The sequence below is a fragment of the Methylorubrum podarium genome (assembly GCF_040270385.1).
Classification (GTDB): domain Bacteria; phylum Pseudomonadota; class Alphaproteobacteria; order Rhizobiales; family Beijerinckiaceae; genus Methylobacterium; species Methylobacterium podarium.
In genome coordinates, this window is the sequence record NZ_JBELQE010000062.1 from 38,312 (window position 1) to 59,574 (window position 21,263).

19 protein-coding genes and 1 tRNA gene are annotated in these 21,263 nt (G+C 71.0%); 10 read left to right on the forward strand and 10 right to left on the reverse strand.

Annotated features, from left to right (window positions below; translation table 11 throughout):
* The 4 genes from ABS772_RS11035 to ABS772_RS11050 form a co-directional block, all read right to left on the reverse strand.
* On the reverse strand, positions 1 to 1,065 hold the full coding sequence (locus ABS772_RS11035) for a GGDEF domain-containing protein (protein ID WP_350394480.1): 1,065 nt from the start codon (positions 1,063 to 1,065) through the stop codon (positions 1 to 3).
* Positions 1,066 to 1,221: 156 nt separating this feature from the next.
* Positions 1,222 to 4,197, reverse strand: coding sequence for a bifunctional diguanylate cyclase/phosphodiesterase (locus ABS772_RS11040; protein ID WP_350394482.1), 2,976 nt, complete (start codon positions 4,195 to 4,197; stop codon positions 1,222 to 1,224).
* Positions 4,198 to 4,594: 397 nt separating this feature from the next.
* A complete protein-coding gene (gene gatB, locus ABS772_RS11045) occupies positions 4,595 to 6,067 on the reverse strand; it encodes an Asp-tRNA(Asn)/Glu-tRNA(Gln) amidotransferase subunit GatB (RefSeq protein ID WP_350394484.1) in 1,473 nt (490 codons plus the stop codon).
* Between the two features lie 74 nt (positions 6,068 to 6,141).
* Positions 6,142 to 6,927 carry a class I SAM-dependent methyltransferase gene (locus ABS772_RS11050; RefSeq protein WP_350394485.1) on the reverse strand — a complete coding sequence of 262 codons (786 nt, stop codon included), beginning with the start codon at positions 6,925 to 6,927 and terminating at the stop codon, positions 6,142 to 6,144.
* Positions 6,928 to 7,288: 361 nt separating this feature from the next.
* On the opposite strand from ABS772_RS11050, the gene ABS772_RS11055 reads away from it, so the two are divergent.
* From ABS772_RS11055 to ABS772_RS11070, 4 genes are read left to right on the forward strand one after another with little or no spacing between them, the layout of a single operon-like run.
* Positions 7,289 to 8,566: a TonB-dependent siderophore receptor gene (locus ABS772_RS11055; protein WP_350394487.1), complete on the forward strand. Its 1,278-nt coding sequence runs from the start codon at positions 7,289 to 7,291 to the stop codon at positions 8,564 to 8,566.
* Positions 8,553 to 9,539, forward strand: coding sequence for a TonB-dependent siderophore receptor (locus tag ABS772_RS11060; RefSeq protein ID WP_350394531.1), 987 nt, complete (start codon positions 8,553 to 8,555; stop codon positions 9,537 to 9,539). Before ABS772_RS11055 ends, ABS772_RS11060 begins: the two co-directional genes overlap by 14 nt.
* A 7-nt stretch (positions 9,540 to 9,546) precedes the next feature.
* The gene (locus tag ABS772_RS11065; RefSeq protein ID WP_350394488.1) at positions 9,547 to 10,776 is read left to right on the forward strand and encodes a PepSY-associated TM helix domain-containing protein; all 1,230 of its coding nucleotides are present in this window, start codon (positions 9,547 to 9,549) and stop codon (positions 10,774 to 10,776) included.
* Positions 10,773 to 10,949, forward strand: a complete 177-nt coding sequence (locus ABS772_RS11070) for a hypothetical protein (protein ID WP_350394490.1) — start codon at positions 10,773 to 10,775, stop codon at positions 10,947 to 10,949. The genes ABS772_RS11065 and ABS772_RS11070 overlap by 4 nt, the downstream gene beginning before the upstream one ends.
* Before the next feature lie 35 nt (positions 10,950 to 10,984).
* Here ABS772_RS11070 and ABS772_RS11075 read toward each other — a convergent pair whose 3' ends face one another.
* The 4 genes from ABS772_RS11075 to ABS772_RS11090 form a co-directional block, all read right to left on the reverse strand.
* Entirely contained in the window at positions 10,985 to 11,872 is an 888-nt protein-coding gene (locus ABS772_RS11075) for a cation diffusion facilitator family transporter (protein WP_238254753.1), read from the reverse strand.
* Between the two features lie 71 nt (positions 11,873 to 11,943).
* Entirely contained in the window at positions 11,944 to 12,195 is a 252-nt protein-coding gene (locus tag ABS772_RS11080) for a hypothetical protein (protein ID WP_350394491.1), read from the reverse strand.
* A 33-nt stretch (positions 12,196 to 12,228) separates the two neighbouring features.
* Complete coding sequence (locus tag ABS772_RS11085) at positions 12,229 to 12,477, reverse strand: hypothetical protein (RefSeq protein WP_350394493.1); 249 nt, start codon at positions 12,475 to 12,477, stop codon at positions 12,229 to 12,231.
* Between the two features lie 66 nt (positions 12,478 to 12,543).
* The gene (locus ABS772_RS11090; protein WP_350394494.1) at positions 12,544 to 14,004 is read right to left on the reverse strand and encodes an FAD-dependent monooxygenase; all 1,461 of its coding nucleotides are present in this window, start codon (positions 14,002 to 14,004) and stop codon (positions 12,544 to 12,546) included.
* A gap of 91 nt (positions 14,005 to 14,095) precedes the next feature.
* On the opposite strand from ABS772_RS11090, the gene queA reads away from it, so the two are divergent.
* From queA to tgt, 3 genes are read left to right on the forward strand one after another with little or no spacing between them, the layout of a single operon-like run.
* The gene (gene queA / locus ABS772_RS11095) at positions 14,096 to 15,187 is read left to right on the forward strand and encodes a tRNA preQ1(34) S-adenosylmethionine ribosyltransferase-isomerase QueA (protein ID WP_350394495.1); all 1,092 of its coding nucleotides are present in this window, start codon (positions 14,096 to 14,098) and stop codon (positions 15,185 to 15,187) included.
* A gap of 10 nt (positions 15,188 to 15,197) precedes the next feature.
* Positions 15,198 to 16,040: an aminoglycoside adenylyltransferase domain-containing protein gene (locus tag ABS772_RS11100; RefSeq protein WP_350394496.1), complete on the forward strand. Its 843-nt coding sequence runs from the start codon at positions 15,198 to 15,200 to the stop codon at positions 16,038 to 16,040.
* A complete protein-coding gene (tgt, locus tag ABS772_RS11105; protein WP_350394497.1) occupies positions 16,037 to 17,176 on the forward strand; it encodes a tRNA guanosine(34) transglycosylase Tgt in 1,140 nt (379 codons plus the stop codon). The genes ABS772_RS11100 and tgt overlap by 4 nt, the downstream gene beginning before the upstream one ends.
* A gap of 27 nt (positions 17,177 to 17,203) precedes the next feature.
* Here tgt and ABS772_RS11110 read toward each other — a convergent pair whose 3' ends face one another.
* Both ABS772_RS11110 and ABS772_RS11115 read right to left on the reverse strand, forming a co-directional pair.
* Positions 17,204 to 17,455 (reverse strand): hypothetical protein, encoded by a 252-nt coding sequence (locus tag ABS772_RS11110; RefSeq protein ID WP_350394499.1) that lies wholly within the window; start codon positions 17,453 to 17,455, stop codon positions 17,204 to 17,206.
* A gap of 188 nt (positions 17,456 to 17,643) precedes the next feature.
* On the reverse strand, positions 17,644 to 18,750 hold the full coding sequence (locus ABS772_RS11115; RefSeq protein ID WP_350394500.1) for a hypothetical protein: 1,107 nt from the start codon (positions 18,748 to 18,750) through the stop codon (positions 17,644 to 17,646).
* A 132-nt stretch (positions 18,751 to 18,882) separates the two neighbouring features.
* On the opposite strand from ABS772_RS11115, the gene ABS772_RS11120 reads away from it, so the two are divergent.
* The 3 genes from ABS772_RS11120 to ABS772_RS11130 all read left to right on the forward strand — a co-directional run bounded on the left by ABS772_RS11120 (position 18,883) and on the right by ABS772_RS11130 (position 21,185).
* Positions 18,883 to 18,958, forward strand: a tRNA-Lys gene (locus tag ABS772_RS11120).
* Positions 18,959 to 19,419: 461 nt separating this feature from the next.
* Complete coding sequence (locus tag ABS772_RS11125) at positions 19,420 to 19,800, forward strand: phage holin family protein (RefSeq protein WP_350394502.1); 381 nt, start codon at positions 19,420 to 19,422, stop codon at positions 19,798 to 19,800.
* A 50-nt stretch (positions 19,801 to 19,850) separates the two neighbouring features.
* A complete protein-coding gene (locus tag ABS772_RS11130; RefSeq protein ID WP_350394504.1) occupies positions 19,851 to 21,185 on the forward strand; it encodes a leucine-rich repeat-containing protein kinase family protein in 1,335 nt (444 codons plus the stop codon).
* Positions 21,186 to 21,263 lie beyond the last annotated feature (78 nt).

Genomic DNA, 21,263 nt, shown 5'->3' on the forward strand with positions numbered 1-21,263 from the left:
TCAGGCGACCGCGGCCTGCGGCGTGGGGCAGACGCAGTCGCGGCCGGTCCGCTTGGCCTCGTAGAGCGCGCGGTCCGCCCGCTCGACCACGTCGTGGGCGGCCTCGCCCGGCCGGTACTGCGCGACGCCGGCCGAGATCGTCACCTGTCCCACGACGTCGCCGGAGCCGCGCTTGACCAGCCGCTGGGCGCGCAGCCGGCCGCAGATCTCCTGCGCGAGGGCGACGCCGGCGCCGATGCCGGCCTCGCCGAGCACGATGGCGAATTCCTCGCCGCCGTAGCGCGCGGCGAGGTCGCGCACGGTCGTCTTCTCGCACAGGAGCCGCCCGACCAGCCGCAGCACCTGATCGCCGAAGCGGTGGCCGTGCCGGTCGTTGAGATCCTTGAAGCGGTCGATGTCGAGCAGGATGAGGGAGAAGGTGCTGCCGGCGTCAGCCCGGGTCCGGGCGATCGAGTCGCGCAGAAACCCGTCGAAGGCCTTGCGATTGGCCAGTCCCGTCAGGGCGTCGGTCGCCGCCGCGCGCCGCGTCTCGACGAGATCCCGGTGCAGCTCGGCAATGTGTCCGGCGGAGGCCGAGAGCTGCTCCTCGAGCAGCCGATTGCGGGTCTGCGCCGCTTCGGTCTCGCTGATCAGGGCGACGAGCGCCGTCATGAGCTCGTCGGGCGTCGGTCGCGCGATCAGGCGGCCGGACCAGTGGGTCAGCGCGTCCCCGTATCCCGCGAGCGCGGTCCGGCTGCCCGCGACGCGCTCCGCCAGGGCTTCCGCCACGTCCGCCAGCCGACCGGCCCCGTCGAGGATGCGCACCTCCGTCGCGGTCCCGGCGATGCAGGCGTCGTAGAGCGCGCTCGCCAGATCCTCCGTCAGCGTTCCGCCGGGGCGAAGGCAGGGGGCGAGGCGTTCGGTGAGCGGCGGGCTGGCGCCGCTGAAGAACGTGTGCAGCAGTTCGTAGTTTCGAGGGGACGGCGTCAGCCCGTGTCGGGCAAGCGCCTCCCAGGCGGATTGGGCGGAGCTCCGGGCCGGGTCGAGACTTGCATCCGCCCGCTGCTGCATCTGCCCCGGCATCATCACCCAAACCTGGTCAAGGACGCGACGGGCAAGCTCATACACGTCTACTGTTAAATTTCAGTCTTCCCCGCGGACGCTCGAACCTTTCCGAGATCAGGATTGGCCCGGAGACTGACCTCGATGGAGGGCGCCGTCCGCCCGGCCTCCCGCGCCGGCTCAGGCGGCCGCCTGTCCCGCGACGAGGGCCTTGGCCTCCGGAGCGGGGAGCGGCCTGCCGAGCAGGAAGCCTTGGGCCTCGGTACAGCCCTTGCGCCGTACCCGCGCCAGCTGCTCCGGCGTCTCCACGCCCTCGGCGGTGATGGCCATGCCGAGGCGCTCGCCGAGGCCCACCACGGCCCGAACCACCGCCGCCGCCTCCGGCTCGTCAATGCCGCGGATGAAGGAGCGATCGATCTTGATCTTGTCGAAGGGGAACCGGCACAGGTAGCTCAGGGACGAGTAGCCGGTGCCGAAATCGTCGAGCGCGATCCGCACGCCCATGGTGCGCAGGCGGTGGAGACAGCCGATCACGGCGTCCGAATCCTGCATCAGCACGCTCTCGGTGATCTCCAGTTCCAGCCGCCCGGCCGGCAGCCCCGAGAAGGCGAGGGCGCGCAGGACGCTCTGCTCCAGCCCGGTCTTGCGGAACTGCACCGCGGACACGTTGACGGCGACCCGCAGATCCCCCGGCCAGGTGGCCGCCTCGCGGCAGGCCTCGTGCAGCGCCCAGGCGCCGAGCTGCGTGATGAGGCCGGTCTCCTCCGCCAGCGGAATGAAGTCGCCCGGCGAGACCGGGCCGTGCACCGGATGCTCCCAGCGCAGCAGCGCCTCGAAGCCGCTCGGGGCACCGTCGGCGAGGCCGAAGATCGGCTGGTAATGCAGCGCGAATCCGCCGGAGCGGATCGACTCGCGCATGTCGATCTCCAGCAGGTTGCGGGTCGCGACCGCGAGATCCATGCCGCTCTCGTAGAACCGGAAGGTGTTGCGCCCGGAATCCTTGGCTCGATAGAGGGCGATGTCGGCGTTCTTGAACAAGGTGTCGGCGCCGTCGCCATGTCTCGGCCAGACCGCGACGCCGATGCTGACGCCGACGGTGGTGGCGCGACCGCCGAGATCGATCGGCTGGCCGACGGTCTCGATCAGGCGGCGCGCGACCGCGGCGATGCGGCGGGGCTCCCCCCGCCCCGGCATGATGATGGCGAACTCGTCGCCGCCGAGCCGCGCGACCACGTCGCCCTCCCGCAGTGCCTCGCGCAGGCGATGGGCGACGATGCAGAGCAGGGCGTCGCCGGCCGGATGGCCGAAGGTGTCGTTGACCGCCTTGAAGCGGTCGAGGTCGCAGCACAGCACGGCGACCCGGCCGCCGTCGCGGCGCGCGCGCGCGATCTCGCGGCTCAGGGTCTCCTGGAACAGACGGCGGTTGGGCAGAGCCGTCAGCGTATCGTGCCGGGCCATGTGCTCGATCAGGGCCTGGGCGCGCTTGCGCTCGGTCGCGTCCGCGACGGTGCCCTCGAACCAGATCGGCCGGCCCTCGGGGTCGCGCACCACCCAGGCCGTCTCCGCGACCCAGATGCGCTCGCCGCCGACATGGCGACGGACCTCGGACACGAAGTCCTCGACATGGCCCTCTTCGTCCAGGCATCGCAGGAAGGCCGCATGCCGATCCGGCTCGACATACCAGTCGTGGCTGAAGTCGCCGGCCGGCAGGGACACCGCCGCGTCGCCGTAGCCGTGCAGCCGGGCCAGCGCCCGGTTGGCCTGGACGATGCTGCCGTCGAGCCGCGCCCGGTAGACGCCGATCACCGCGTTCTGAAACAGCGACTGGTAACCCGCCTCGGCCGAGCGGAGGGCCGCCTCGCTCTTCCGACGCTCGGTCAGGTCGGTATAGGTGCAGACGAGGCCGCCGGCCGCCATGGGCGCGAGCCGAACCTCCAGGATCGTGCCGTTGGGCCGCGTGCCCTCGAAGCTCTGGACCCCCGGCAGGGCATCGCCCCGTTCCGGCCATTCCTGCCCCGCGGGCGGAGCGTTCCGGAACTCGCCGCGCCGGGCGAGGTAGCGCCGGACCTCCGCGTAGGAGACGCCCTCGTGCAAGACCTCCTCCGGCAGTTCGAGGAGGTCGCGGACACGCTGGTTGTGGACCTGCACCCGGCCATCGGGGCCGATCATCACGAGCCCCTGGTCCATCGCCTCGAGGGTGGCGCGCATCACCTCGCCGGTCTCGCGCAGGCGCCGCTCGGACCGGGCCAGCTCGGTCACGTCGAGACACACGCCGAAGACCGAGACGAGGCGCCCCGCATCGTCGTGCTCGCCGACCCCGTGCACCGCCACCACCCGCACCTCGCCGTCGGGCCGAAGGAGACGGGAGCGGTGCTCGTAGCCGCCCCCCAGCGTCCGGCTGCGGCCCGCGAGGGCCTCTTCGATGGCGTATCGGACCCGCTCGACATCGTCCGGGTGATAGAAGCCGACATGGGTGTCGAGCGGCAGCGGGTCGAGGGCGCTGTTGCGGCCGAAGATCCGGGCGATCCCGTCCGACCAGGTGATGGTCCGGGTGGCGACATCGATCCGCCAATGCCCGAAGGCGGCGATGCGCTCGGCCATGGCGTGCGCCGCCTGGATCGCGCGCAGGCCCGCCTCCCACTCCACGAGGCGTGCCTCCGCATTCCGGCGCTCGGTCGCCTCGGCCTCGGCCGCGAGCCGGGCCTCGTCGAGCCGGAGATGGGCCTCGGCCACGAGCGCCAGCTCATGCAGGGATCGCAGCCGCTCGGGGGACAGGTCGCTCCGCGGCTGCAGGTCCATCAGGCAGAGCGTGCCGATGACGCGACCCGAGGTCGAGCCGATCGCCACCCCCGCGTAGAAGCGGGCATGGGGATCGCCGACGACGAGCGGGTTCTCGACGAAGCGCTGGTCCCGGATCAGGTCGGGCACGACGAGGGATTGCCCGCGCTGCCGCCGGATCGTGTGATTGCAGAAGGCGACCTCGCGATCGACGCCCTCCGCCGCGATGCCGTAGCGGGCCCGGAAGCGGAAGCGATCCTCGTCCACGAGGGCGACCATCGCCATCGGAACCGCGAAGAGTTCGGCGGCGGCGCGGCACAGGGTGTCCAGGTGGCCCTCCAGGCCGGCCTCCGGCGCAGCGGGCCGATCGGGTGCCACGGCTCCACGGTCGCTGGTCGACCCCGGACGGGACGCTGTCATCGCTCGATTTCCCCGCAAGCGCCCGACCGAAACGCGATGCCGTTGCGGTCGACGAAGTGCGGCGGAGCATCCCAGCCTAAAGTTAAGACTGCCTCACAAAACCGCCGAACAACGAGAGTTTCGCCCCAAACTCGACGAGACAGCGCCTATGTTCGAAAGCCGACAATAAGGGGTAGCGATTCGACACAAATCTCGAAAAGAGCTTTTCCCGAACGACAGGGGGTGGCTGCGGGGAATGTCGGAAATTGTCTCATGAATTGGCTCGGCGCCGATTCAAGGATCGCAAGAAAACCCTCGAACCGGCGCGAACGTTCTTGTCGTCACCCGGAGCATAAGCGCGTCAACGGCCCTCGGCCTATTCGATACCGAGCTTGTCCTTGAGCAACGCGTTGACGGCGGCCGGATTGGCCTTGCCGCCGGTCGCCTTCATCGTCTGGCCGACGAACCAGCCGAGCAGGGTCGGCTTGGCCTTGGCCTGCTCCACCTTGTCGGGGTTGGCGGCGATGATCGCGTCCACCGCCGCCTCGATGGCGCCGGTATCGGTGACCTGCTTCATGCCGCGGGCCTCGACGATGTCGCGCGGGTCGCCGCCCTCCGCCCAGACGATCTCGAACAGGTCCTTGGCGATCTTGCCGGAGATCACGCCCTCGCCGATCAGATCGACGATGCCCCCGAGCTGCTCGGCGGAGACCGGCGTGTCCTCGATGGTGCGGCCCTCCTTGTTGAGGCGGCCGAATAGCTCGTTGATCACCCAGTTCGCGGCGGCCTTGCCGTCGCGTCCGCGCGCCACCGCCTCGAAGTAGTCGGCCGACGCCCGCTCGGCGACGAGCACGCCGGCATCGTAGGCCGAGAGCCCGTAATCCTTGATGAAGCGCGCCTTCTTGGCGTCCGGCAGTTCGGGGAGGCCGGCGGCGAGACGATCGACGTAGGCCTGATCGAATTCGAGCGGCAGCAGGTCGGGATCGGGGAAGTAGCGGTAGTCGTGCGCCTCCTCCTTCGAGCGCATCGAACGGGTCTCGCCCTTGCCCGGATCGAACAGGCGCGTCTCCTGGTCGATCCGGCCGCCATCCTCCAGGATCGCGATCTGGCGGCGCGCCTCGACCTCGATCGCCTGACCGATGAAGCGGATCGAGTTGACGTTCTTGATCTCGCAGCGGGTGCCGAGCGGCTCACCGGGGCGGCGCACCGAGACGTTCACGTCGGCGCGAAGGTTCCCCTTCTCCATGTCGCCGTCGCAGGTGCCGAGGTAGCGCAGGATCGTGCGCAGCTTCGTCACGTAGGCCTTCGCCTCCTCCGACGAGCGGAGATCCGGTCGCGAGACGATCTCCATCAGGGCGACGCCCGAGCGGTTGAGATCGACGAAGCTCTTGGTCGGGTCCTGATCGTGCAGGGATTTGCCGGCATCCTGCTCCAGATGCAGGCGCTCGATGCCCACCGTGATCGACTCGCCCTCGGGCAGATCGACCAGCACCTCGCCCTCGCCGACGATCGGGTCCTTGTACTGCGAGATCTGGTAGCCCTGCGGCAGGTCCGGGTAGAAGTAGTTCTTCCGGTCGAACACCGACCGGTGGTGGATCCGCGCCTTGAGCCCGAGACCGGTGCGCACGGCCTGGGCGACGCATTCCTCGTTGATGACGGGAAGCATGCCAGGCATGGCCGCATCGACCAGCGAGACGTGATCGTTGGGCTCGCCGCCGAAGGCGGTCGAGGCGCCGGAGAACAGCTTGGAGCGGCTGGTGACCTGGGCGTGGATCTCCATGCCGATCACGACCTCCCAGTCGTGCAGGCCGCCCTTGATGAGCTTCTTCGGATCGACGCGCTCGGTCATTCTCTTCGACTTCGGTGCCGGCGCCGCTGGATCGGCGCCTGTATCCGGTGTGTAGGGAGCCCGTGCGGGACGGGTCAAGCGGGCGCGGGGCTTCCGGGCCGCCACGCCGCCAGCGTCACGGCCGGGCCGTTCACGAAGTCGGGGGCGTCCGCGATGACACGCGTCTCGGTCAGCCCGTGATGGGCGAGCACGCGGATCAGGTCCGGCAGCTCCATCCACCGGGTCTTGCCCTGGTTGCCGCCCCAGAAGGTCGCAAGGCCGCGGTCGCGGTAGGTCAACTCGTGGAGGGTGAGCCGCATCCCCTCCTGCTCGACCGGGCGCGGCACGTGCCGGTTCAGGCGGGGCTGCGGCGCGTAGTAATGCGTCCAGAGGAACAGCCGGTCGGAGCGGGCGGCGGCGAGCCGGATCAGTTCGAGCGGGTCGAACATGTGGTAGAGGATGCCGCAGGCGAAGATCAGATCGTAGCGCGGCCCCGGCGCGGCGAGGTGCCGGCTGACATCGCCGAGCAGGAAGGTCGAGCGGGTAAGGCCGGCGATGTTCTTGACGATGAGCGACTTGAGGAAGGCTTCGGAGTTCGACTCCACCGCCGTGACGCTGTTGGCGCCGAGGGCTTCGAGCTGGCAGGTATGGGCACCTTCCAGCGGCCCGAGTTCGAGGATGTCGTAGCCGTCGAAGCGCCCGTCGCGGCCGAGAACTTCTGCCGCCTGCCGCGGGCGGGGATCGGCGCGGAAGCCCGGCAGGCCGCCGCCGACCGGCAGATCGGGGACGAGTTCGCTCAGATCGCTCGCCCAGCGCCCGTCGAACAGATCGTAGGCGTTGCGGTGGCTGGGGACGTCGGTGTTGAAGGTCCGCTTGATCATGCCGTCCTGCCGCTGAGCCCCGCCGCACCTGCGCGCCGCGGCCCCTGGCGTCAAGTCCCTGTATCCTCAGCGCAACACTCATGGCCGGCCGCGACGCGTCATGGCGGCGATCGGGCAACCGAACAGCGTGCAATAGAGAATTTGCCTTTATCCTCGATGACGTTAGCCGCACCCACCAGAACTGTTGTCAACGGATTTAGATTTGTAATTATTCCAGTCAGATAACATAGCGTTTGCGTCACACCTGATCTTGCGGTCTCAGCGTAACACCTTTGCGTCCCGGCGCGCGAGGATTTCGGGGAGCCGGATCGGTCGATCGTCCATGAGGCATCTGCGCCCATCATTCCGTGCGGACGTGTCCGTGCGCGCTCTTCTCGCGTTCGGCTTCGCCGGGTCCGTGATCCTGGCCGCCCTCGGCCAAGCGCAGGCGCAAGCCTCGAAACCGCGCGGCGCCTCGAACACGCCGACGCCGGTCGGCGCCGCGGAAGCTTCGGTGCAGCTCGAAGAACTCTCGGTCGAGGGGCAGCAGCCGACCTACGGCACGACCGGCTTCGTTGCGACGCGCTCGACCGCCGGCACGAAGGGCAACGGATCGATCCTCGAGACCCCCGCCACCGTCAGCGTCATCACCCGCGAGGAACTCGACGTGCGCGGGGTGCAGGATCTCAACACGGCGGTGGCCTACACGCCGAACGTCCAGGCGGTCGACTATCCCGGCGGCCAGGGCGGCCCGACCTTTACCCTGCGCGGCTTCACCGCGAACAACTTCGACAATGTCTACGAGGACGGCCTGCGCTACGGCTTCAACTCGTTCGACCAGAACGTCGAGCCCTACGCCTACGAGCGCATCGACGTCGTGAAGGGCCCGATCTCGGTGCTTTACGGCGCCGGCCAGCCGGGCGGCATCATCAACCTCGTCTCGAAGCGGCCCTCCTTCACGCCCTTCAACGAGGTCTTCCTGCAGGGCGGCAACCGCAGCCGGATCCAGGCGGGCTTCGACCTGACCGGACCGGTCGAGGGCGCGCCCCAGTTCGCCTACCGCATCACCGGCCTGATCCGGAACGCCGACAGCCAAGTCCGCTACACGCCGGACGACCGGACCTTCATCGCCCCGGCGATCACGTGGCGGCCGGACGCCGACACCTCGCTCACCCTGCTCGCCAAGTATGCCGAGTTCCGCGGCGGCGGTTCGGAACAGAGCCTGCCGATCGTCGGCAGCATCATTCCGAGCGCCCGCGGCTTCTACGAGCGGGGCGTCTTCGTCGGCCAGCCGAACTTCAACACCGGCCTCCTCGAAAACAAGGAAATCGGCTACATCCTCGACCACACCTTCGCGCCGGGATGGCTGTTCCACTCGGCTTTCCGCGCCTACGAGACGACGGCGAAATACGATGCCGTCGGGGCTTCGCCGGCCCTGACGCCCGCTGGCTTCCAGTCGGTCTCGGTCTTCCCCTATCTTCGCGACCAGTCGAGCCAGGGCCTGCTCGCCGACAACCACGTCGAAGGCGTGTTCGACACGCTGGGCATCCAGCACAACGTCGCCTTCGGCGTCGACTTCCAGAACTATCTCCGCCGCGACGCGCACCTTCCCGCTCGGCTACCCGACCGCCGCCGCCAACCGGCTGATCGATCTCTATAATCCCGTCTACAATCTCGCCATCGCCTTCCCGCAGCGGACGAACGTCGCCACCCGCGCGACGCAGCAGCAGACCGGCCTCTACTTCCAAGACCAGATGAAGTGGAACGGCTTCATCTTCACCGGCAGCGTGCGCAAGGACTGGGTCGATCAGGAAATCCGCACCACCTTCAACTTCCCCAACCTGCCGCTCCCGACCCTGAACCGGACCACGGTCGACCAGCAGAGCTTCTCCGCGCTGAGCTACCGCGTCGCGCTCGGCTACGAGTTCGATGCCGGCGTGGTGCCCTACGTCTCGTACTCGACCTCCTTCAACCCGCAGATCGCGGGCCAGCGCGCCGACGGCTCGGCGCTGGACCCGCGCGAGGCGAAGCAGATCGAGGGCGGCGTGAAGTGGCAGCCGGTGGGCAGCAACGCGCTCTACACCGCCTCGTATTTCGAGATCACACAGACCAACATCCCGCTCGCCGATCCGCTCAATCCGGGCTTCTTCATCCAGACCGGCGAAGCGGTGGCGAAGGGCTTCGAACTCGAGGGCAAGGCCAGCCTGTTCGAGGGCTTCAACCTGATCTTCGGCTTCGCGCATCTCGACACGAAGGTCACGAAGAACCCGTCGAACCCGGCCCTGGTCGGAAACCGACTGGCCAACGCCCCGGCCAACACCCTCTCGCTGTTCGCCGACTACGCCTTCCCGCTCGGGTCGCCCTTCGGCGGCTTCCGCGCCGGGGCCGGCGTGCGCTACGTCGGCGCCCGCACCGACGCGACCAATGTCGACTGCATCCCGGCCTACGCCCTGGTCGATGCCTCGCTCAGCTACGACCTCGCCCGGCTGGACCCGGCCTGGAACGGGGCGATCCTGTCGGTGAACGCGACCAACCTGTTCGACCAGCGCTACTTCACCTCCGGCTTCTACACCGGCTACGTCTTCGAGGGCTTCCGCCGCAGCGTCTTCGGAACGCTGACCTATCGCTGGTAGGTGGGCCGTGACGCAGCCGGCGCACAGCGTGGCGGAGACGACGGCGCAGCGGCCGCCCGGTACGGCGGCGGCCGGCCCGGTCCGCTTCACGACCTCGCGCGCCTTCCGGGTCGGGCTGTGGCTGCACCGCTGGACCGGACTGATCGCGGCGCCGTTCTTCCTGATCCTCTGCATCACCGGCACGATCCTGATCTTCCACGAGGAGATCGACGAGGGATTGGGCTACGCGGCACACGCGGAGGCGCCCGCACCGGGCACGCCCGAGCGCCCGCTCTCCGAGATCGTCGCCGCCGCGAAGGCCGTGGCGCCGGGACGGCAGCCGCTGGCCCTGGTCTTCGACGCGGACCATCCCGAGCGCGTCACGGTCAGCCTCGTGGAGCCGGGCGCCCGCACCTTCGACGGGGCCAAGCCCGTCGTGATCGACCGGTATCGCGGCACGACGATCGCGGCGCCCGATCCGCGCTCGACGCCGACCGGCATCATCCTCACCCTGCACGCCAACTGGTTCCTCGGCCTGCCGGGCGAGCTGGCGGGCGGGGTCGTCGCCCTGCTGGTGGTGATCTGCCTCGTCTCGGGGGTCGTGATCTACGGTCCCTTCATCCGGGGGCTCGCCTTCGGCCTGATCCGGCGCGGCCGGGGCGAGCGCCTGCGCCAGCGCGACCTGCACAACTTCCTCGGCACGGTGACCCTCGGCTGGGCGCTCCTCGTCAGCGCCACCGGGGTCACCCTCGCGCTCGGCGACATCGCCCTGAAGGTCTGGCAGGCGACCGAGTTGCAGCGCCTCGCCGCCGCTCACGGTGGACAAGGCCACGACCTCGCGGCCGGACCGGGCGCCTCCCTCGACGCGGTTCGCGCCGCGGCGGAAGCGGCCAAGCCCGGCTGGCGGACGAGCCTGATGCTCTATCCCGGCAGCGCCTTCTCCACCGGGCGGCATTTCACGGTGCTGCTGCTGGGGCCGGAAGGTCTTCAGAAGCGGCTGTTCGAGATCGCCCTGGTCGATGCGGCGGATGCGCGGGTGGCCGAGATCGCGACGCTGCCCTGGTACCTCGTGGTGACGCAGCTCTCGCACCCGCTGCATTTCGGCGATTACGGCGGCCTGCCGCTCAAGCTGCTCTGGACCGCCTGCGCGTGGTTCACCCTCTTCATCACCGGCAACGGGGCGTGGCTCTGGTACGCGCGCCGCCCGCGCCGCCGAACCTCCGCCGAGGCGGGGCGCGGGGCGGGGCAAGCGGCATGACCTGGGCTCGCCATCCCACCCGCGTCGCGCTGGCGGTGACGGGTGTCACGATCGCCGGGCTCGCCGTCATGCTGGCCGAAGGGGCGGCGTGGAAGGTCGCGGGCTTCGTCCTCGCGGCGGCCCCTCCCGTGGCAGGGCTCGCAGCCTACCTGGCTCATCGGAGCAGCCGGTAGGAACGCCCGTACCGCGTCGCGAGCCGAACCGGCCGTCAGATCACCGGCACGCCGCGGCCCTTGGCCTGATCGCCGGGCTCGACGTGGATCACCACCACCGCGCCCTCGATCTCCGCCTCGATCACCCCTTCCAGACGGTCGCAGATCGCGTGGGATTCGAACACGGTCATCTCGCCCGGCACGACGAGGTGGAAGTCGATGAAGGTGGCGCTGCCCGCGTGGCGGGTGCGCACGTCGTGGGCCTCCAGCGCACCTTCGCTGTGGGCCGAGATCAGGCCGCGGATGCGGCTGACCATCTCCGGCGAGGCCGCCTGATCCATCAGGCCGTTGACCGAATCGCGCACCATCGTCCAGCCCGACCACAGGATGTTGAGGGCGACCAGGCCCGCGACGATCGGATCGAGCACCAGGGTTCCGGTGGCGAGGACGAGGCCGAGGCCGGCGAGCACGCCGACCGAGGTGACCACGTCGGCGAAGATGTGGCGGGCATCGGCCATCAGGGCGGGCGAGCGCAGCCGCCGGCCGCGCCGGAACAGCAGCAGCGCCCAGACCGCGTTGACGACGGTGGCGACGCCGTTCACCGCCAGGCCGAGCGCGGGCGCATCGAGCGGCTTCGGGTCGAGGATGCCGAAATAGGCTTCGCGCAGGATCAGCAGGGCGGCGACGATGACGAGCGCCCCCTCGATCACCGCGGAGAAATACTCGGCCTTGTGGTGGCCGTAGGGATGGTCCTCGTCGGCCGGCTGCGCGGCGACGCGCACGGCCAGGAACGCGCAGGCCGCGGCCACGACGTTGATGATGCTTTCCAGCGCGTCGGAATAGAGCGCGAGGCTGCCGGTGAGCCAGTAGGCAGTGAACTTCAGCGCGGTGACGAGCACGCCGACGGCAGCGCTCGCCAGGGCGGCCTTCTCGGTTCCGGTCATGCGACTTCAGGGCGCGGGGAGGGATGCCCCGCCCTTACGATCCGCGCCTCCGGAAGGCCACGGCAAAGGTTTTAGCTCGGGCTATCGCCTCCCACGTGCGGCGCGAGCGCGGAGGCGGGCAGGCGGCCGCGGGCGACCTCCTTCGCGCGGGAGCGCTCGGCCTTCTCGCGGGCCCGCTGTGCCCGGCGCGCATAGTTGCGGGCGATCCAGCCGAAGCTCGCCCGCGCGGACAGCTCATCGAAGCGGGCCGCCTCCCGCTCCCAGTAGCGCACAAGCTGCGCGTCGAGCGTCTCGTGCGGCGGCTTCTTGCCGGTTTCGGTCATGGCGCGACCATCCTCGGGGGCCGGCGGTGCATGTCAGGCCTCCGGCGCGGGCGGCGCATCGGTCTCCTCGACCACCAGTGCCTCCGCATCGCCCCGGAAGCTGCCGAGCCCGACATCGCCGGTCGGATGACCCGGTGTGCCGAAGGGCTCGCTCGGATAGGCCTCCTCGAAGCGGCGGCGGGCGTCGTCCGGATCCTCGGCCTTGAGGGTGATCCGCGGCGTCTCCGGCAGGGGCCAGCGCGGGTCGGCGGGATCGCGCGGGCTTACGGCGTACCATCTCATCGTGGGCGGTTTCCTCCGTCGAAACGGTGGATCAACGCGCGAGAACGCGGCTCGGCTGCGCCGCGCTCAGACTGTCCCGCATTCTTTCAGGTATCGCTCGGCGGCATCCCAATCGGCGGCGCCGGCGGCGAGGCCGACATAGCCGTCGGGCCGGACCAGATGCAGGCGTCCGGGCTCCGGATTGTTTCGCGGCGCGGGCTGGACCAGGCCGGGAAAGCGTGCGGCCAGCGCCGTCCCGCGCTCGGGATCCGCGGCGTAGAGAACGAAGCGCGGGTCGGCGCCGGCACCGGGCGGGGGCCCGGCCGCATCCTCCGGCCGCCAGCGCCGGCCGGCGCCCGGCCCGACCGAGAGCGGGGAGGCGGGATAGGCGATCTCGATCTCGCTCATCGTCGCCGCCATCCGCCGTCTCACCGCGTGAAGACCGAGAAGCAGATGCAGGGCTCGATTGCGCACCGCCTGGGCGAGGGGGTTGGCGAGCGTCGCCATCACGGTGAGCCGCCCGGCATTGCGCAGGACCATCTCGCCGACGGCGTTTCGCTCAGGGCTGTAGCTGTCGAGGAGGCCCGGGGCGGCCGCCCCGCGCAGCACAAGGGCGAGCTTCCAGGCGAGGTTCACCGCGTCCTGCATGCCGGTGTTCATGCCCTGGCCGCCGGCCGGGCTGTGGATATGCGCGGCGTCGCCCGCCAGGAAGACGCGGTCGCGCCTGTACTCTGAGACCTTGCGCTCGTGGATGCGGAAGCGGCTGAGCCAGACCGGGTCGGACACCCGGATGCCGGGACCGGCCCGCGCGGCGACCAGGGCCTGCACCTCGGACAGCGTCGGATCCGGCTTCGGCCGCCCGTCCGCCCGGCCGACCGTGGCGACGACCCGCGCCCGCCCGCCGGGGATCGGGAAGATCACGAAGGGACCGTCCCGGTGGAAATAGACCGCGATCTCGTCGTCGGGCGGGGCGCCCGCGCCGTCGAGGCGGATGTCGGCAAGCAGCCAGTCGTCGCCCTGGGCCGTGCCGCGGAAGGGCAGGCCGAGGCCGTGGCGCACGGCGCTGTGGGCGCCGTCGCAGCCGACCAGGAACGGCGCCGCCACCCGCTCCTCGCGCCCGTCGCCATGGGAGAGCCGCGCCTCGACCCCGTCGGGCGTCTGCGCGAAGCCGGTGAGTTCGACCTCGCGCTCGACCGCGGCCCCGAATTCCCGCAGGTGCTCGGCCAGCAGCCGCTCGGTGTCGCGCTGCGGGATCATCAGGCCGAAGGCGTAGGGGCTGGCGATATCGGAGAAGTCGGGACCGCCGAGCACCCGGCCGCCGCCGCGCAGGGTCGCGCCGCGGGCGCGCAGGCCCGCCGCGAGGAAGGCCGCGGTGCAGCCCATCCGGTCCATCAGCTCGAGGGTGCGCGACCAGACGACGAGCGCCTTCGAGGTCTGCGTCGCCTCGCGCGCCCGATCGATCAGCCGGACGCCGACGCCGTAGCGCGCGAGTTCGCAGGCGAGCGTCAGGCCGACCGGCCCGGCGCCGACGATCAGGACGTCTGCCATCTGCCCGTCTCCCGGCCGCATGCTGCCCTCGGCCGCCGCTGCGATCAATCCGCCATTTGCGTCGGGCGCGCATCCGTGCTGATGCGCTCAGATGCGCGTGGACCTGTTCGATTTCGAGTTGCCGGAGGCTTCGATCGCGCTGCGGCCGGCGAGCCCGCGCGACGCGAGCCGCCTGCTCGTGGTGCGCCCCGGCGAAAGCCTCGCGGATCGCGGCGTGCGCGACCTGCCCGCGCTCCTGAACCCCGGCGACGCCCTCGTCTTCAACGACACGCGGGTGATCCCGGCCCGGCTCTCCGGCATCCGCCACCGGGCGGGCGGCGCGGGGCAGCGCTGCGAGGCGATGCTGCACCTGCGCGAGGCGCCCGACCGCTGGCGCGCCTTCGCCCGCCCGGCCAAGCGCCTCGCGCCCGGCGACCGCATCCGCTTCGGCGAGGGCGAGACGACCAGCGAGGTCTGCGCCATGGCCGGGCTCGACGCCACGGTGGAGGAGCGGGGGGAGGGCGGCGAGATCCTGCTGCGCTTCGACCTCGCCGGGCCGGCGCTCGACGAGGCCATCGCGGCGCTCGGCGCCCTGCCGCTGCCCCCCTACATCGCGGGCAAGCGGCCCACCGACGCGCGGGACACCACCGACTACCAGACCGTCTACGCCCGCGAGCCCGGCGCGGTCGCCGCCCCCACCGCCGGACTGCATTTCTCGGACGCCCTGCTCGGCGCGATCGACGCGGCGGGGATCGAGCGGGTCCACGTCACCCTGCATGTCGGGGCCGGCACCTTCCTGCCCGTGAAGGCGGACGACACCGACGCCCACCGGATGCACGCGGAGATCGGCATCCTCGACGCCGCCACCGCCGCTCGGCTCGACGCCGTCCGGGCGCGGGGCAACCGGATCGTCGCCGTCGGCACCACCGCCCTGCGGCTGCTGGAGAGCGCGGCGGGGCCCGATGGGACCCTCCGCCCGTTCTCGGGGGCCACCGACATCTTCATCACGCCGGGCTACCGCTTCCGCGCGGTCGATGCCCTGGTGACGAACTTCCACTTGCCGCGCTCGACCCTGTTCATGCTGGTCTCGGCCTTCTCCGGCCTCGACACCATGCGCGCGGCCTACGCCCACGCGATCGCCTCGGGCTACCGTTTCTACTCCTACGGCGATGCCAGCCTGCTGTTTCCGGAGGGCGCGCCATGAGGGCTCCCCGATGAGCAGCCGGCGCCCGCCGCTGCGGGTCGACGTCGCCCGCAGGGTCGATCGCTTCCTCGGCCTGATGGCGGGCGAGGGGGGACCGAGGCTGCGCGGCCTCTACCTCGTCGGCTCGGTGGCGCTCGGCGATTTCCGGCCCGGCCGCAGCGACATCGACTTCGTCGCCCTCCTCGACGGGCCGCCGGGCGAGGCGGACACGCAGGCGCTGGGGCGGGTCCACGCTGCGCTCGCCCAGGCCGGCGGGCCGCATTTCGACGGCGTCTACCTGCCGATCGACGCCCTGCGGCAACCGCCGCAGCCGGGCGCCGTCCTGCCCTTCAGTGAGGACGGGCAGCTCCGCACCAGCGAACCCTGCCGCGAAGTCAGCCCGGTCCTCTGGCGCTGCCTCGCCCGCTCGGGCCGGCCGATCCTCGGCGCCACGCCCGCCGCGCTCGGCATCGCCGACGACGACGCGGCGCTTCGCGCCCACGCCCTGGCCGATCTCGACCGATACTGGCGGCCCTGGATCGAAGAGTGCGACGCGGCGCTCGCCTTAAAGGCACCGGACGCCGCCTGCGACGCGAAAACTCTCGAACGGGGTGTGTTGGGCGTGAGCCGAATCCTCTGCACCCTCGCCACCGGGCGGATCGTCTCGAAGAGCGAGGGCGGACGCTTCGTGCTGGATCGCCTGCCGGAGGACCATCGGCAGGCGGTGTGGGACGCGCTCGACGCCCGCGACGGCGCGCTGGAGCAGGTCTCCCCGGCGGAGATGCGGGCCGGCCTCGCCACGATGCGTTTCCTGATCGACGCCGCCGCGGGCTATCAGGCCGGCGCGACCGCCCCGACATCCCCGGACCGATGACAGATCCCCTCGACTTCTCCTTCACCGTCGCCGCCACCGACGGACAAGCCCGCACCGGCCACATCAGCATGCCGCGTGGAAACATCCGCACGCCGGCCTTCATGCCGGTGGGCACGGCCGCGACCGTCAAGGCGATGTACCCGGAGCAGGTGCGCGACCTCGGCGCCGACGTGGTGCTCGGCAACACCTACCACCTGATGCTGCGCCCCGGCGCCGAGCGGATGGCGCGGCTCGGAGGGCTCCACCGCTTCATGCGCTGGGACGGGCCGATCCTCACCGATTCCGGCGGATTCCAGGTGATGTCGCTCTCAGCCCTCCGGAAGATCGACGAGGAGGGCGTGACCTTCCGCTCGCACATCGACGGCACCGCCCACCGGATGAGCCCGGAGCGCTCCATCGAGATCCAGGGGCTTCTGGGCTCCGACATCCAGATGCAGCTCGACGAGTGTGTGCGCCTGCCGGCCGAGCGGGCGGAGATCGAGAAGGCGATGCACCTGTCCCTGCGCTGGGCCGAGCGCTGCCGCGTCGCCTTCGGCGAGCAGCCGGGCAAGGCGATGTTCGGCATCGTCCAGGGCGGAGACGTGCCGGAATTGCGCGTCGAGAGCGCGCGGGCGCTGACCGGTCTCGACCTCAAGGGCTACGCCATCGGCGGCCTCGCCGTCGGCGAGCCGCAGGCGGTGATGCTGGCGATGATCGAGACCGTCGAGCCGCACCTGCCTGCCACGAAGCCGCGCTACCTCATGGGCGTCGGCACGCCGGACGACCTGATGCAGTCGGTGATGCGCGGCATCGACATGTTCGATTGCGTGATGCCGACCCGCGCCGGCCGCCACGGCCTCGCCTATACCCGGCACGGCCGGATCAACCTGCGCAACGCCCGCCACGCCGAGGACACGCGGCCCCTCGACGAGGCCTCGGACTGCCCGGCGGCACGGGACTATTCCCGCGCCTATCTCCACCACCTCGTCCGTTCGGACGAGATCCTGGGGATGATGCTGCTGACCTGGAACAACCTCGCCTACTACCAGGCGCTGATGGCCGGCATGCGGGCGGCGATCGCGGCCGGGCGGCTCGCGGATTTCGTGGCCGAGACCAAGGACGGCTGGGCGCGGGCGGAGGCCGAAGCGAAGGGCTGACGGCCGCGGGACGCGCCCTCGCCGACTTCAGCGGAGGTCGGCGCGCTTCTGGGCCTTGTTGTAGCTGGTGATGGCCGCCTGGCAGTTCGGCGAGAGCTTGGCCTTGTTCTGCTTGAAGCAGGCGCGCACCTCGGCGCTGTCGGGCGCGAACTCGCCGCAATAGCTCAGGTAATCCCCGGTGCAGTGCTGGCGCAGGGCCTCGCGGTCGGCGGACGGCGCCGGGCCGGCGAAGGCCGCGCTCGTGGTGATCATCAGGGCGATGGCTGTGCGTGCGAACATGAGACTCTCGACAACTCCGACATCACGTCCCCGCCCGCAGCCGCTCTCGAGAACGGTGCGGCGCGAGGGTGGCCCGGCTTGGCCGGGCCGCGGGGTGTAGAGCCTGCCGATCGGGCGAGAGTGCGGCCGGCATGTGGCAGGCCAAGCCATGCATCCGCCACAGGAAACCGTCGGTTCCAGGGCGCGGTTCAGGGATGTTCCGGCGGGTGCCGCGGCTCGTCCCGCCGGTCCGGCGCATGCGCCAGGACCCGGTAGGCGCCCTCAAGATCGTCGCGCCCGCTCGCCTGCGCGGCCTTCAGCCCGGCCACGATGCGCGCGGCGACCGGCAGGCGGTAATGCAGCGGATCCCAGTAGTTCGTGTCCTGCGTCGTGATCGGGGAGGGGATGCGGAAATCGACCACGCTTGCCCCGCGCACCGTGCCGATCCGCGCCACCTCCGCCTTGCAGGCGGCCTCCCGCGCCGCGGCGGGCGAGCCGGGCGCGCCCTGCTGCGAGACGTGGACGGGCGGGAGGACCACGAGTTTGCGGGTCTTGGGCGGGGCCTGCGCCAGCAGCGCGTCGAGCCAGCCCAGCGCCGGCATCGGAGCGTCGGCGGGCGTCGGCCGGTAGCCCGGCTCGGCCTCGGCGGCGGCCAGGATCGCCTGAGCTGCGCGGATATGCGCCTGCGCGCGGGCCGCGTCGTAAAGTCCTTCCGGCGGCGTGAACACCGCGTAGCCGTTGCCCGCGAGCCGCGCGCGGGCGAGCCCGAGCCGGTGCAGCGCGGCCTCGAAGGCGGTGCCGAGGCTCTGCCAGTTCACCTGAACCAGCACGTCCCACGCCGTGATCGGCTGGTAGAGCCAGGCGGGGAAGGCGCGGAAGGTCAGGCGGCGCTCGTCCGCATCCGGCTCGCACCAGGTCGGGTCGATGCCGAGGATCAGCGTCGTCGGCCGCTCGTGGCGCAGGTACAGCCGGGCGAGTTCGCTCTGCTCGTAGGGGGTCGCCGCGTTCATCGACAGGTTGGCGAAGCGCCCGCCGAAGGCGCGGCCGAGCTCCGCCGGGTCGAGCAGGCGCAGGGTCGAGGTGCCGAACACCGCCGCGTCGTAGGCGCCGCTGCGCGCCACCTGCGGATACATGAAGCGCTGGTTGCCATCCATCAGCGGCCCCTGCGCCCGGCCGGGGCCGGACCGCAGGCCGTAGGGGTCGAGGGCGGCGATGAAGCCGATGCAGGCCATGCCCGCGACGGCCATCACGCTCAGGAACAGCAGGACGAAACGCCGCCATTCCGGCGGCGAGCCCGCCGGGTTCGCTCTGCTCATCGGTCTTCGTATCGACTCACCGGTTGGCGGCCCACCGAGCCGTGTTGACCCTCCCGCCCCGAGCCCCTATTGCGAGCCCCACGCTCCGAGCGCAACCGGCCCGCCCCGCGGCGCTGAGCGCGAACCGGATGCGAGCGCGTAGCTCAGTTGGTAGAGCAACGGACTTTTAATCTGTAGGTCCTGGGTTCGAGTCCCAGCGCGCTCACCACTGATTTCGCCCGCCCGGTCAACGACTTGGCGGGTTTTTGATTGCCCGGAACACGTTCCGTGCGGCAAGCAGTACGGACCAGGCGCTTTACGAGCCGCTCGGGTCGTGAAACCGAAGCCGTCGCGCCCTAGACCCGCCACGAAGGATGTTGTGCGGGCGGCGCGCATCCGACAGGTTGGCGCCCATGGCCGACGACGTCTCGCCGCAGCGACCGCTCCCGGAATCCCTGACCCGGTTTCTGTCCGCGCCGGCGCCCCGGCAGCCGCCTCCTCGGCCTCGCGGAGGGGACCGGGCCAAGCCGGCCACCGCGCGCGGTTCGACGTCGAGCGGAGCCCTTCGGATCATGATTCTATGGGCGATCGGCTACAACCTCTTCGGATTCGCGATCATCGTTCTGCTATGGCGGAGCATGCAGTGAGGGGCGATCGGCGCCCTCTCAGGCGTGGAGAGGGCGTCAGGCGGTGGTTGAGGAGACCCGTGTCAGCGAGCGGAGCGCCCCGGGCGCTCGACCGGACCAGGACCCGCGCACCACGGCCGTCCTGATACTGGCCACCCTCCGCGATGCGGGCGCGCATCTCGGCAACCTCCTTCGGCTCGCTCGGGCAGAGATCCGGGGCAATCTGCGCGCGCTCGCATCGCTCGTGACGCTGTTCGGCGGGGCGCTCCTGCTCGTCCTCGCGTCGCTGGTCCTGTTGCTGTTCGCGCTCCGCGACGCGTTGGCGGCTCTGATCGGAGATGACGCGCTGGCGGCTCTGATCGTCGCTCTGCCCTTCCTCGTCGCCGCGGCGATCCTGACGCGCCTCGGCCTTCGAAGAATGAGCCTGCGTTCTTCGGAGGGTTGATCGCGGAGCGCCGGGCCGCCATCCCGGCGGGAGCGACGCGCGAGACTTTCATGGACGTTCCACCGCTCCCAACGCTGCAGGCCCTCCGCCGCGGCGATCTCGCCGGGGCCAAGGTGCTGCGCCTCGGCGAAGCGCTGACCGAATTCCCGCCCGAACTCTTCGGGCTCGCCGAAACCCTGGAGGTGCTCGATCTCAGCGGATGCGGCCTCACCGCGCTCCCCGACGAGATCGGGCGGCTCAAGCGGCTGCGTGTCCTGTTCTGCTCGAACAACCGCTTCGAACGGCTGCCGCCCGCGCTCGGGGACTGCCCGGCCCTGAGCCAGATCGGCTTCCGCGCCACCGGGATGCGCGAAGTGCCCGGCGAGGCGCTGCCCCGGGGCCTGCGCTGGCTCACGCTGACCGACAACCGCATCGAGCACCTGCCCGACGCGGTCGGCCGGCGCCCGCTTCTGCAGAAACTGATGCTGGCGGGAAACCGGCTGCGGAGCCTGCCGACCTCGCTGGAGAACGCCGAGCGTCTCGAATTGCTGCGCCTCTCCGCCAACGGCTTCGCGGCGCTGCCCGCGTGGCTCGCGGCGCTGCCGCGGCTCGCCTGGATCGCATGGGCCGGCAATCCCCTCGACGGGGAGGCGCCGCCGGCCCGGGTGCCGCGCGTGTCGTGGGACGCGCTTACACTCGGTCCCTGCCTCGGCGAAGGCGCATCGGGGCGGACCTATCGGGCCGTCTGGCGTAATCTGGAAGGGGAGGAGGCGGTCGCGGCGAAGCTGTTCAAGGGCCGGATGACCAGCGACGGGCTGCCCGAGCGCGAGATGGAGGCCTGCCTCGCCGCCGGCCGACACCCCCATCTCACCGGCGCCCTCGGGCGGATCGAGGGGCACCCGGACGGGGTGCAAGGGCTCCTGATGCCGCTGATCCCAGACGGCTGGCGGGTTCTGGCCGGGCCGCCGAGCCTGGAAAGCTGCAGCCGCGACGTCTACGCGCCGGACCTCGCCCTGCCGCCTGACACGGCGCTACGCATCGCGGCAGGCGTGGCTCGGGCGGCGGCCCATCTCCATGGCCGAGGGGTGCTCCACGGCGACCTCTACGCGCACAACACGCTCTGGGACGGTGGCGCGGGCGAGGCCGTGCTGAGCGATTTCGGGGCCGCCTCCCTGCTGCCGGCCGGCGAGGCCGGAGCCGCCTGGCAGCGGGTCGAAGCGCGCGCCTGGGGCCTCCTCCTCGGTGAGCTGCTCGACCGCTGCACGGGCGAGCCCGAGGGGGTCGCGGCCCTGCGCGCCCTGGGGCGGGCCTGTTGCCAGGCCGACACCCGGGCGCGGCCCTCGATGGCGGAGGTGACCGACGCCCTGAGCCGGCTTCCGTCGCCGGATCGTCACGCTCCTGCGTGATCCATGACCGTCTCAGCCGCGTTGTACCTGTCACCGACGATGCGGCAGGATGCAGCCTTGCACCCGCCACAACCCTTA

Coding starts and splice junctions, on each gene's coding strand:
- ABS772_RS11035 (WP_350394480.1), bottom strand. CDS start 1,065: ATGATGCCGGGGCAGATGCAGCAGCGGGCGGATGCAAGTCTCGACCCG.
- gatB (WP_350394484.1), bottom strand. CDS start 6,067: ATGACCGAGCGCGTCGATCCGAAGAAGCTCATCAAGGGCGGCCTGCAC.
- ABS772_RS11050 (WP_350394485.1), bottom strand. CDS start 6,927: ATGATCAAGCGGACCTTCAACACCGACGTCCCCAGCCACCGCAACGCC.
- ABS772_RS11070 (WP_350394490.1), top strand. CDS start 10,773: ATGACCTGGGCTCGCCATCCCACCCGCGTCGCGCTGGCGGTGACGGGT.
- ABS772_RS11075 (WP_238254753.1), bottom strand. CDS start 11,872: ATGACCGGAACCGAGAAGGCCGCCCTGGCGAGCGCTGCCGTCGGCGTG.
- ABS772_RS11080 (WP_350394491.1), bottom strand. CDS start 12,195: ATGACCGAAACCGGCAAGAAGCCGCCGCACGAGACGCTCGACGCGCAG.
- ABS772_RS11085 (WP_350394493.1), bottom strand. CDS start 12,477: ATGAGATGGTACGCCGTAAGCCCGCGCGATCCCGCCGACCCGCGCTGG.
- ABS772_RS11090 (WP_350394494.1), bottom strand. CDS start 14,004: ATGGCAGACGTCCTGATCGTCGGCGCCGGGCCGGTCGGCCTGACGCTC.
- queA (WP_350394495.1), top strand. CDS start 14,096: ATGCGCGTGGACCTGTTCGATTTCGAGTTGCCGGAGGCTTCGATCGCG.
- ABS772_RS11100 (WP_350394496.1), top strand. CDS start 15,198: ATGAGCAGCCGGCGCCCGCCGCTGCGGGTCGACGTCGCCCGCAGGGTC.
- tgt (WP_350394497.1), top strand. CDS start 16,037: ATGACAGATCCCCTCGACTTCTCCTTCACCGTCGCCGCCACCGACGGA.
- ABS772_RS11110 (WP_350394499.1), bottom strand. CDS start 17,455: ATGTTCGCACGCACAGCCATCGCCCTGATGATCACCACGAGCGCGGCC.
- ABS772_RS11115 (WP_350394500.1), bottom strand. CDS start 18,750: ATGAGCAGAGCGAACCCGGCGGGCTCGCCGCCGGAATGGCGGCGTTTC.
- ABS772_RS11130 (WP_350394504.1), top strand. CDS start 19,851: ATGGACGTTCCACCGCTCCCAACGCTGCAGGCCCTCCGCCGCGGCGAT.